General features: G+C 64.8%; 8 protein-coding genes. 4 read left to right on the forward strand and 4 right to left on the reverse strand.

Annotation, left to right across the window (positions count from 1 at the left end; translation table 11 throughout):
• Both RMN99_RS01275 and bla read left to right on the forward strand, forming a co-directional pair.
• A partial coding sequence (locus RMN99_RS01275; RefSeq protein ID WP_309621475.1) for a TCP-1/cpn60 chaperonin family protein occupies positions 1–678 on the forward strand: 678 nt, incomplete at its 5' end.
• 268 nt (positions 679–946) lie between these two features.
• Positions 947–2,071, forward strand: a complete 1,125-nt coding sequence (gene bla, locus RMN99_RS01280; RefSeq protein ID WP_309621476.1) for a class A beta-lactamase — start codon at positions 947–949, stop codon at positions 2,069–2,071.
• Positions 2,072–2,117: 46 nt separating this feature from the next.
• Here the strand turns inward: bla and RMN99_RS01285 are convergent, their stop codons facing one another.
• The 3 genes from RMN99_RS01285 to RMN99_RS01295 form a co-directional block, all read right to left on the reverse strand.
• Positions 2,118–3,410 carry an acyl-CoA dehydrogenase family protein gene (locus RMN99_RS01285; RefSeq protein ID WP_309621477.1) on the reverse strand — a complete coding sequence of 431 codons (1,293 nt, stop codon included), beginning with the start codon at positions 3,408–3,410 and terminating at the stop codon, positions 2,118–2,120.
• A 1-nt stretch (position 3,411) separates the two neighbouring features.
• A complete protein-coding gene (locus RMN99_RS01290) occupies positions 3,412–4,743 on the reverse strand; it encodes a phosphotransferase (protein WP_309621478.1) in 1,332 nt (443 codons plus the stop codon).
• A gap of 133 nt (positions 4,744–4,876) precedes the next feature.
• Entirely contained in the window at positions 4,877–5,182 is a 306-nt protein-coding gene (locus RMN99_RS01295) for a hypothetical protein (protein WP_309621479.1), read from the reverse strand.
• 265 nt (positions 5,183–5,447) lie between these two features.
• Here RMN99_RS01295 and polA point away from each other — a divergent pair, with 265 nt between their 5' ends.
• Together polA and RMN99_RS01305 are read left to right on the forward strand one after the other, a co-directional pair.
• Positions 5,448–8,303, forward strand: a complete 2,856-nt coding sequence (gene polA, locus RMN99_RS01300; RefSeq protein ID WP_309621480.1) for a DNA polymerase I — start codon at positions 5,448–5,450, stop codon at positions 8,301–8,303.
• A complete protein-coding gene (locus tag RMN99_RS01305) occupies positions 8,303–9,349 on the forward strand; it encodes a mechanosensitive ion channel domain-containing protein (protein WP_309621481.1) in 1,047 nt (348 codons plus the stop codon). Before polA ends, RMN99_RS01305 begins: the two co-directional genes overlap by 1 nt.
• A 6-nt stretch (positions 9,350–9,355) precedes the next feature.
• On the opposite strand, the gene RMN99_RS01310 is transcribed toward RMN99_RS01305, so the two are convergent.
• The coding region (locus tag RMN99_RS01310; protein ID WP_309621482.1) for a CDC48 family AAA ATPase at positions 9,356–11,456 on the reverse strand (2,101 nt) is incomplete at its 5' end.

An 11,456-nucleotide genomic window follows, 5' to 3' on the forward strand; every position in this document is an offset into this window, starting at 1 on the left:
AAGCGCGTTTCGATCGACAAGGACAACACCACCATCGTCGACGGTGCCGGTGAAGGCACTGACATCAAGGCCCGGGTTGAACAGATCCGTGCCCAGATCGAAACCACGACCAGCGATTACGACAAGGAAAAGCTGCAGGAACGTCTGGCCAAGCTGGCCGGCGGGGTTGCGGTGATCAAGGTCGGCGGGGCTTCGGAAGTCGAAGTCAAGGAACGCAAGGACCGCGTTGACGATGCGCTGCACGCCACCCGCGCTGCGGTCGAAGAAGGTATCGTCCCCGGCGGCGGCACGGCGCTGCTCTATGCCACCAAGGCTTTGGCCGGCATGAAGGGCGCCAACGACGACCAGACCAAGGGGATCGACATCGTCCGCAAGGCGATCACCACCCCGCTCAAGCAGATCGCCACCAATGCGGGCCACGATGGTGCCGTGGTTTCGGGCAACCTGCTGCGCGAAGACGATGAAACCCAGGGCTTCAACGCCGCGACCGACGTTTACGAAAACCTCGTGGCGGCCGGCGTGATCGATCCGACCAAGGTGGTGCGTACTGCGCTGCAGGACGCGGCTTCGGTCGCCGGCCTGCTGATCACCACCGAAGCGGCGATCAGCGAAAAGCCGGAAGACAAGTCGGCGATGCCCCAGATGGGCGGCGGCGGCATGGGCGGGATGGACTTCTAAGCCAGACCGACCCGGCAAACACGAAACGGGGCCGGAGGGAGCAATCCTTCCGGCCCTTTTCTGTTCTGCGGACAGCGACGGCGTTTGTCCCGGCTCATGCGATTCACCGCGTGCGGGGGCCGTAACGCCAGCGCCCTAGGCAATTCGACGATGCGGTTCCCTACTTAGCCTCGCTTTCCCGCACAAATCACTCGGCTCGTCGCGGGCGGGTATGCGGGTCGGGGCTTGTTAGCCAAACCGAAAGCATGTTTGGGCTATCGCATTCCTGATGAAGACGGGATTCTATCACAAGGTGCTGTCGGGCCTGGCCTTGGCCGGGGCCGTGCTCGCACCGGTCGCGCCAGCGCATGCGGAAAACCTTGAAACCGAATTCGACAAGGCGTTCATCGCGTCGCCGCAGCAGCCAGCGGCTTCGGCCAGCCAGCCGCCGCAACTTCAGGCATCGCGGGTGCAGCCAAAGGTCCTGCCCGCCGCGCAGACCACCAAGCGCACGCCGCCTGCTTCGGTGCGGCCTTATGTTTCGCAGCGCAGCCAGCGCAGCTATGGCGGCGAGCTCAATTCGCAGGTCGCCTCGCTGGCGGACGACGGCAACGGCCGGATCGGGGTCGCCGCGATCGACCTGACCACCGGGCAGACCGTTTCGGTGCTGGGCGACACCCCGTTTCCGCTGGCCTCGACCAGCAAGATCGCGATTGCCGCCACTTTCCTCGAAGGAGTGGATCAGGGGCGCTTCAGCCTTGATGCCCAGTATCCGTTGATGGTGCCGGTGAAGTCGGCCCGTTTTTCGGGCTTTGCTGCGCCGGTCCGTCCGGGCGCGATGCTCACCGGGCGGCAATTGATCGAACGCTCGTTGATCCATTCGGACAACCAGGCCACCGACGCGCTGCTGGCGGTGGTCGGCGGACCCGCTGCGGTCAACCGCTGGATCCGCACGACCGGGATCTCCGGCTTCCGGATCGACCGCGATATTGCCACGCTGGTGCGCGATGATGGCGAATACAATCCCGCCCAGATGATCGACGAGCGCGACAGCGCCACGCCGATGGCGATGGCGCAGCTGCTGGTCGGACTTTACGAAGGCCGCTGGCTCAGCACGTCAAGTCGCGGTTTCCTGATCGCCACGATGGAACGCTGCCTGACCGGCAAGCGCCGCCTGCGCGGCCAGTTGCCAAGCGATGCGCGGGTCGCCCACAAGACCGGCACGCTGAACAACACCGCCAGCGATGTCGGGATCGTGCGCGGGCCCAATGGCCATGTCTATGCCGTGGCAATCTATGTCACCGGGCAGGGCGGCCACGCCGGGCGCGATGCCAAGATCGCCGCGATATCGCGGGTGATCTACGATGGCTATGTCGGGCCGGACGTCGGCACATACGCTTCGGCTCAGCGCTGATTTGCGCGGGCGAAGTGAGGGCTGACCCCTCACCTCGTGCGGATTCCTACCCCTTCGCGAATTCCGTCTTGCGCGGGCCGAGGTAGCCGAACAGGTAGGCGCCCACTTTGCGCATCTGGATTTCCTCAGCGCCTTCGGTAATCCGGTAGCGGCGGTGGTGGCGATAGATGTGTTCGAACGGCTTGTGGCGTGAATAGCCGATCCCGCCGTGCACCTGCATCGCCCGGTCAGCCGCTTCGCAGACCAGCCGGTTGGCGTAGTAGTTGCACATGGAAATCTTGTCAGACAGCTGGTGCTCCAGCTCCTTGTGCGGAATCTGGTCCATTTGCCATGCAGTCTTGTAGATGAAGGCGCGCAGCATCTCGCACTGGGTGGCCAGTTCCACGAGCGGGAACTGGATCCCCTGATTGCGCGCCAGCTCTTGCCCGAACGGCTTGCGTTCCCGTGCGTATTTAACCGATTCCTCGACGCAATAGGTTGCCGCGCCGAGTGATGAGGCAGCCTGGCGGATGCGGTTCTGGTGGACGAAACTCTGCGCGATCGACAGTCCGCCATCGACCGGGCCCAGCATGGCAGATTCGGGCACCCAGCAATTCTCGAAATGCATCCGCGGATGGTCGGTCGGCATGTTGAAGGTCCACATATATTCATCGACCACCATGCCGGGGTTATCGATCGGCACCAGCAGGCAGCTGATCCCCTTGGCATCGCCGTCCTTGCCGCTGGTCCGGCAGAACGCGGCGCAGTGGGTGGCGACGTGCATCCCGGTGATCCACATCTTGCGGCCATCGATCCGCCAGCCGGCCACACCATCGCGGACCTCGCGCACCGCGCGGGTTTCCATGTGGGTCGCGTCTGATCCGTGATCGGGCTCGGTCAGCCCAAAGGCCACGCGGCGGGTGCGATTGAACCCGCCAAGGATGAATTCTTCCTGCTGTGCCGCGGTGCCGAAATGTTCGTACATCGCAACAAACGGGAAGTTGCCGACGATCGAATGCTCGTTCTGCAGATCGTTGTGGAGGCCCAGGCCCTTGGCCGCAAACCGGTCACGGATCACCGCCATGGCGAGGTTCGAGCCATCCTTGCCGCCGTATTTCTTGGGCGCCGAAAAGCGCCAGTGCCCCGCTGCATCCGCGCGGCGCATCGCCTCGACCAGCAGCAGTTCCCATTCGCGGCGCGGCAGACCCTGGTTCTCAAAATCGGTCCGCGCATATTCGCGGCGGTGATCGAAGAAGCGGATGTTGTCATCCTGCTGTTCGAGCGGCTTGATCTCGGCGGCGATGAACTGGTCAAGCTCGGCCAGATAGGCCTCCAGTTCGGCCGGGATTGCAAAATCCATGTCAGGTTCCTTCCCATTGGGCGCGCGCCAGTGCGAGCGCCGGATATTTCGGCATGTCGGCGGTCAATTTGTCGAGCGCCATGCGCCGCAGCTTGGCGAGGATACCGGGGGTGGCCAGATCGACCTTGCCCGAGATCAAATCGGCGGAGAGGGCTGCATCGCTGGCGGCGGGACGCTGTTCAAGCTCGCGCACCACGATCCCCAGGGCATTGCGCGCCACCGCCAGATCGAATTTGCCGCGGCCCGCAACCAGCGGCTTGATATCGCTGGCCAGCCATTCGGACACCGCAGTCAGGATTTCAGCCGCGCTCGGCTCGCCGCTGCCCGGCACCAGCGCGGGCTGAGCCGGGGGCAAGGGACGCGTGCGCTCGGCATCGGGGGCTTGGTCTTCGAGCAGCAGCAGCAAGTCCAGCTCCTGTTCGGCGGTGCGCCGCGCCACGACGACGCGCTCGACCGAGCGATCATGACCGGCGCGCCAGAATCCGCCCATCTGCAGGCAGCCCAGCGCCCACCAGAAGGTGCGGTAGATTGTCCAGAACCGGAACCGCGCGGGATCGAACTTTTGCTCGCCAGTAGCTTCGTATGCGCGGACCAACGCATCGATCGAGGTCAGGCCGTAGCCGGGCCGATCGGGCCGCGAAAAGCGCCATACCGTCATGCAGCCGAAGGCCAGGTCCTCATGCCAGTCGCCCAGATGCGCCAATTCCCAATCGAGCACACCGGTCAGCCGGCCGTGTTCGAACATCAGGTTGCCCAGCCGGAAATCGCCGTGGACCAGCCGCGGGGTGACGGCGGCGGGGATGTTGGCTTCCAGCCAGCGCAGTGCCAGCGCCAGAATCGGCCGGTCACCGCCATAGGTCAGGAAGCGGGCGCGCAGTTCGGCCAGCGCATTGGCGGTATCCATCACCGGGACCGCAAGACCGGTGCAATCGACGGCGTGCGTTGCAGCCAGTTCACGGGCAATGTCGGCGATACCCGCCGCGGGATCGGCTTCGGCAAGAAACAGATTGGGATCGGGCGATCCTGAAATCGCGCGCATCACATAGCCCGAACCGAGGCCGTCATCCGGTTCCAGCTCGACCAGCAGTTCGGGGGCGAGCACACCACTGGTGCGGGCGGCGCGGATCAGCGCGGCTTCATCGGCGTGCGTCAGCGGGCGCCCAACCATCATTTCGAGCGAGGGGGCGCGGCGCAGCACGCAGGTTTCGGCGCCGGCCGCAAAACGCCAGCTTTCCATGTTGGCCCCGCCCGACAGCCGTTCCAGCCCGGTGGGGGCGGGCAGGCCGATTCGGCCCAGGGCACGTTCCAGCCCGGCTGTCAGGGAATCGCTCAACCGCTTTCCTCTCGCTTCCTCGGCCCAAGTTTAATCGAGCGATTAAATCGGTCAAGCAGGGAGCGCGGAGCAGACCAAAGAAAAGGGGCGCGAGGTTTCCCCCGCGCCCCGATTCTTTGCCGTGCGGCGAAGATTACATCTTCGAAGCAGCGTCGGCAGCGGCTTCGCCGGCAGCCTTGGCAGCGTCGCCAGCAGCTTCGGCAGCGCCAGCGGCGGCCGAACCAGCGGTGGCAGCAGCATCGCCAGCAGTCTTGGCAGCGTCGCCAGCGGCTTCGGCACCGGCAGCAGCGCCAGCAGCAGCGGCGTCAGCAGCGTCAGTCGCAGCATCCGAAGCAACGGCTTCGGCGGTTGCGGTGGCTTCGGTTGCTTCTTCGCCCTTGCAGGCCGACAGAGCGAGAGCGGCGCTGGCAACAGCAGCAGCGAGAACGATCTTGCGCATGAATAGTATTCCTTGAACAGCGAGTGGACCACGCCTGGCACGCAGCCAGACGGAAAGCCTACCGAGGTGGTAGACTTCGCCGCCCAAATAATCGGCTTTGCACGGCTATGCAAGCGATAGTCGCGGGCGTTATGAACAGGTTCGTATTTCTGCGCTTTTACCATAATCGGCGGTAATTGTGGCAAGGGCGTGACGGCGTGTTCGGCCGCCGCATGCCAGCGAATCGCGCCTTACCATGGCGCTAAAGGCCTGCTAACCCAGCGCTATGGACGCCAAGCAACACCTCTATCTGGTCGACGGATCGGCTTATATTTTCCGCGCCTATCACCGCCTGCCGCCGCTGACCAATCCGCAGGGCACGCCGGTTGGCGCGGTTTATGGCTATACCACGATGCTGTGGAAACTGGCCGACGATCTCAACAAGGCCGATGGCCCGACCCACCTGGCGGTGGTCCTCGACAAGTCCGGAACCAGCTTTCGCAACGACCTCTACGATCAGTACAAGGCCAATCGCCCGCCCGCGCCCGAAGACCTGAGGCCGCAGTTTCCCCTGATCCGCGATGCCACCCGGGCCTTTTCGCTGCCGCTGATCGAAGAAGACAATGTCGAGGCTGACGACATGATCGCTTCTTATGCCCGCGCCGCCACCGAACGCGGCTGGGATGTGACGATCGTTTCGTCCGACAAGGATCTGATGCAACTGGTTGGACCGGACGGAAACGGCGGCCATATCGACATGCTCGATACGATGAAGAACCTGCGGATCGGCGTGGCCGAGGTCGAGGAAAAGTTCGGGGTTACGCCCGCGCTGGTCGGCGATGTGCTGGCGTTGATGGGCGATTCGGCGGACAATGTCCCCGGCATCCGCGGGATCGGCCCCAAGACCGCAACCAAGCTGATCCAGGATCACGGCAGCCTGGAAGGCGCGCTGGCGGCGGCGTCGGCGATGAAGCCATCGAAGATGCAGGAAAGCCTGATCGAGCAGGCCGATATGGCGCGGCTCAGCCGGGTACTGGTGCAATTGAAAGAAGATTGCCCGCTGCCGCTGCCGCTCGATGATTTCAAGCTGATCGCGATTCCGCCAGATCCGCTGGCCGCGTTTCTGATCGAACATGGTTTCAACAGCCTCTTGAAGCGGCTCGGCGATGGCAAGGGAAGTCCTGAGCGGCGGACCGATCTCAACCCGGCCAAGGCGGTGACGGCCGGGGCTGCGGCAACGCCAGCGGGCGATCACCAACCGCTTCCGGAACTGTCGCCGATCGACCGGACCAGCTACGAATGCGTCCAGACCACGGACGCGCTTGACCGCTGGATCGCGCGGGCCTTTGCCGCGCGGGTGGTGGCTTTCGACACCGAAACCAGCGCGCTTGACGCGATGAGCGCGGATCTGGCCGGGATCAGCCTGTGCACCGGGTCGGGGCAGGCGTGCTATATCCCGCTCGGTCATGGCGGCACCGATATGTTCGCCGAAAAGCCGCAGCAGGTGCCGCTGGCCGAAGCGATTGCGCGGCTAAAGCCACTGCTCGAAAGCGATGCGGTGCTGAAAATCGGGCAGAACGCCAAGTATGATCTCAACGTACTGATCCGCCACGGCATCGCCGTGGGGCCGGTCGACGATACCATGGTGATGAGCTTCGATCTTGACGCCGGGCGCAGCCTCGACGGGATCGGCGGCGGCCACGGCATGGACGAACTGTCCGAGCGCCATCTGGGTCACACCACGCTGACTTTCAAGGAGATCTGCGGCAGTGGCAAGAAGATGATCCCCTTCACCGAAGTGCCGCTGGACCGCGCCACTGCGTATGCGGCCGAGGATGCCGAAGTAACCTGGCGGCTGCACCGCCTGCTCAAGCCGCGGCTCTCGTACGAGGCGGCGACCCGGGTTTACGAACGCGTTGACCGGCCGCTGGTGCCGGTTGTGGCGCAAATGGAGCGCCACGGGATCAAGGTTGACCGCGAAAAGCTGGCGCAGCTTTCGGCCACCTTCGCCGAAGAAATGGCCAAGCTCGAAAGCATCATCCACGGCCTGGCCGGACAGCCGTTCACGATTGGCAGCCCCAAGCAACTGGGCGACATATTGTTCGACAAGCTGGGCTACAAAGGCGGCAAGAAGGGCAAGACCGGGCAGTATTCCACCGACCTGTCGGTGCTTGAAGGGCTGGCTGGCGAAGGCGCGGAGATTGCCGGCAAGGTGCTTGAATGGCGCCAGCTTGCGAAGCTGCGCTCAACCTATACCGAAGCCTTGCAGGAGGCGATCAACCCGCGCACCGGGCGGGTCCATACCAGTTACAGCCTGGTCGGCGCGCAAACCGGGCGGCTCTCTTCGACCGAGCCGAACCTGCAGAACATCCCGATCCGCACCGAGATTGGCCGCCAGATCCGCGATGCTTTCGTGGCTGAGCCGGGCAACGTGCTGCTCGCTGCGGATTATAGCCAGATCGAACTGCGGCTGGCGGCGCACATGGCCGATGTGCCGGCGCTGAAGGAAGCCTTTGCGGCGGGTGAGGACATTCACGCCCGCACCGCGCAGGAAATGTTCGGCGAGGTCAACCGCGATACTCGCGGCCGCGCCAAGACGGTCAACTTCGCGATCCTTTATGGCATCAGCCGCTGGGGTCTGGCGGCCCGGCTGGGGGTGACCAGCGAGGAAGCACAGGCCGTGATCGACCTCTATTTCCAGCGCTTCCCGGGCATCCAGCGCTATATCCACGATACCTTGGCGACCGTGCGCGAGCAGGGCTATTCGGAGACGCTGCTGGGCCGCAAGTGCTGGTTTCCGCGGATCCGCTCGGCCAATCAGGCCGAACGCCAGGGCAGCGAACGCGCCGCGATCAATGCGCCGATCCAGGGCACCAGCGCCGATATCATCAAGCGCGCGATGGCGCGGATGATGCCCGCGCTCGAGGCCGCCGGGCTGGGCCCAAGTCGGCCAGATGGCGGGGTCCGGATGCTGCTGCAAGTCCATGATGAACTGGTGTTCGAATTGCCCGAAGCCGATGTGGCGGCAGCCAGCACCGTGATCCGCGATGTTATGGCCGGTGCCGCCGCACCTTCGGTTGAATTGTCAGTGCCGCTCGGGGTCGAGATCGGCACCGGGCTGAGTTGGGGGGCGGCGCACTGATGCTCGGTGCAATCGCGCCCGAGGCAAGCAAGGTCATCGACCTTTCCGCGCTGCTGACCCGCGCCGCAATTCATGCCGGGATCGCCGTGGGGATAGCCGTGGCGCTCCATTTCATGATGTTTGCGCTGCTTGGGCGCGCGGCGCGGATGTCAGCGTCTGAATCGGACGATCTGGTTTTTGCCCGGATCAAGCGGCCGATCCTGTACGCGATGGTGGCAATCGCAATTTCGGTCGCGGCCGAGGGCAATGCGCTGATCGCGCGGGTGTGGGAATTGACCGGCCGGTTCATCGAGCCCGCACTGATGGGCTGGGTGCTGTTCGCGCTGGTCAAGGCCTTCGCCCAGGCAATGGAGGCGCGCACCGAAGCCTATCAGGACGAGCTGGCGGCGCGTAGCCGCCGCACCCGGATCGCGATCTTTTCGCGCACCGCGGGCTTTGTCATCGTCTTCGTTACCGTGGCGCTGGTGCTGTTCGGGATTCCGGCGGTGCGCAATATCGGCACCACGCTGCTCGCCTCGGCCGGGCTGGCCACGCTGGCGATCGGCGCAGCGGCCCAGCCTGCGCTGAAATCGCTGATCGCGGGGATGCAGATCGCGCTGACCGAACCGATCCGGATCGGCGATTACATCGTGGTCGAAGGCGAAAGTGGGCGGGTTGAGGATATCCGCCTCAGCTATGTGGTGATCCGCACCGGCGACGAGCGCCGGCTGATCGTGCCGACCGCCAAGTTCCTCGACGGCAGTTTCCAGAACTGGACCCGCGCCGGGGGCGGGATAACCGGATCGGTGGTGCTGCCGATCAAGCCCGGCTTCCCGCTGGCCGATATCCGCGCCGCCTATGAAAGCCTGCTCGCCGCCAACGCGGATTGGGATCAACGCACCGGATCGCTCCACGTGTCCGAAATCAACGTCGGCTCGATCGAGCTCAAGCTGGTGATGAGCGCCAAGGGCCCAACCGCGCTCAATCGCCTGCGCCCGGCGATGCGCGAAGCCATGCTTGAATGGCTGCGCGAACACATGGCCGACGCGCTGTGCGATGATGTCTGAGCGCGTCTAACTGTGCTTCTTGTCCCGCGTCGATGAAACCATCCCCGGGGCGAGGAACCCGATCGGGGTCAGGTTGACCGCAGCTGCGCGCTTTTTCAGCTCGCCTTTCATCTTGAGGTATTCGGCCTCCATTTCGGGCGTAACCGTGGCGCGCGACTCTTTGAGCGCGGCTGTGAAATCGTCAGCCGAGATCGTCTTCACCTTGGCCCCGTGGGCGCGGATCGCATTCATCCCGGCGCGGCGGGTCAGGTCTTCAAGGTCGGCGCCGGTGAAGCGTTCGGCTTGCGCGGCGATTGCCGCCAGATCGATGCCTTTGGCGAGCGGCATATTGCGCGTGTGAATTTTCAGAATGTGCTCGCGGCCTTTGGCATCGGGCACGCCGACATAGACCAGTTCATCCAGCCGGCCTGGGCGCAGCAAGGCCGGATCGACCAGGTTGGGGCGGTTGGTTGCGCCGATCACGACGACCGACGACAGCTCTTCCATCCCGTCCATTTCGGCCAGCATGGTGTTGACCACGCGGCCCGTCACTTGCGGTTCACCCGCCCCGCTGCCGCGCGCTGGAACCAGACTGTCGATCTCGTCGATGAATATCACGCACGGTGCCACTTGGCGCGCGCGGGCGAACAGCCGGCTGATCTGTTGTTCGCTTTCGCCGTACCATTTGGAAAGCAGGTCGCTCGATTTGATCGAGATGAAATTGGCCTCGCTTTCCTTGGCCACGGCTTTGGCCAGCAGGGTCTTGCCGGTGCCCGGCGGGCCATAGAGCAGAAACCCCTTGGCCGGGCGGATGCCGAGGCGGCGGAAGGCTTCGGGGCTTTTGAGCGGCAGTTCGATCCCTTCTTTCAGCAATTCCTGCGCTTCGTCGGTTCCGCCGATATCGGCCCAGCCGACGCGCGGCACTTCGACCATCACTTCGCGCATCGCCGAGGGCTGGACGCGTTTCAGCGCATTGACGAAATCATCGCGGGTCACGGTCAGCCGTTCGAGCACGTCGGGCGGGATGGTCTGGGCCTCAAGATCGAGCTCGGGCATGATCCGGCGCACTGCGTCCATCGCCGCTTCGCGCGCCAAGGCACCCAGATCGGCGCCGACAAAACCATGCGTGGTGCGGGCCAGCTCGTCCAGCGCGACCCCTTCGGCCAGCGGCATGCCGCGGGTGTGGATCGCCAGAATTTCGCGGCGACCCTTTTCGTCGGGCACACCGACCACGATCTCGCGGTCGAACCGGCCGGGTCGGCGCAGCGCCTCGTCGATCGCATCGGGGCGGTTGGTGGCGGCGATCACCACGATATTGGTGCTGGTGCCCAGCCCGTCCATCAAGGTGAGGAGCTGCGCCACCAGCCGCTTTTCAGCCTCGCCCGGCGTGCCTGAACGCTTGGGCGCGATTGAGTCGATCTCATCGATGAACACGATCGAGGGCGAGGCCTTGGCCGCTTCCTCGAACACTTCGCGCAGGCGTCGTTCGCTCTCGCCATAGGCGCTGCCCATGATCTCGGGGCCGTTGATAACGAAGAAGCTGGCTTCGCTTTCGTTGGCCACCGCGCGCGCCAGCCGGGTCTTGCCGGTCCCCGGTGGCCCGTGCAGCAGCACGCCTTTGGGCGGATCGACGCCCAGCCGGGTGAACAGTTCGGGGTAGCGCAGCGGCAGTTCGACCATTTCGCGCAGCTGCTGGATCGTATCGCCCATCCCGCCGACATCGTCGTAGTTGACATCGCCGCGCGAGCCGCGCGCTTCTTCGAATTGCTCGCGCAGCTCGACCTCGGTGTTCTCGTCGATGTGGACGATACCCTTGGGCACCGTCGCGACCACGGTCAGGCGGATCTGGGTGAGCGCAAACGCCGGGGCGTTGAACATCCGTGCCACTTCGGGCGGCATGTCGCGAACTTGCTGCTGACCGGTGGTGGCGACCAGATCGCCCGCGACCAGCGGCCGCCCGAAGAAGTTGCGCTTGAGCGCCTGGCCCGGGCCCTGGAGGCGCATCTCGCGCTGCGCCGGGGCGAACACCACGCGGCTGGCGGGGCGGGATTCGGCCTTGGCGACCTCGACATGATCGCCCGAGCCGACCTCGGCATTGGCCCGCTGGAGCCCGTCGAGCCGGATCACC

Origin of the sequence: Novosphingobium sp. (assembly GCF_031417815.1) — a bacterium.
Taxonomy (GTDB): Bacteria; Pseudomonadota; Alphaproteobacteria; order Sphingomonadales; family Sphingomonadaceae; genus Novosphingobium.

Excerpts from the sequence above, each read along its gene's own strand:
- bla (WP_309621476.1), top strand. The coding sequence starts at position 947 with ATGAAGACGGGATTCTATCACAAGGTGCTGTCGGGCCTGGCCTTGGCC.
- RMN99_RS01285 (WP_309621477.1), bottom strand. The coding sequence starts at position 3,410 with ATGGATTTTGCAATCCCGGCCGAACTGGAGGCCTATCTGGCCGAGCTT.
- RMN99_RS01295 (WP_309621479.1), bottom strand. The coding sequence starts at position 5,182 with ATGCGCAAGATCGTTCTCGCTGCTGCTGTTGCCAGCGCCGCTCTCGCT.
- polA (WP_309621480.1), top strand. The coding sequence starts at position 5,448 with ATGGACGCCAAGCAACACCTCTATCTGGTCGACGGATCGGCTTATATT.
- RMN99_RS01305 (WP_309621481.1), top strand. The coding sequence starts at position 8,303 with ATGCTCGGTGCAATCGCGCCCGAGGCAAGCAAGGTCATCGACCTTTCC.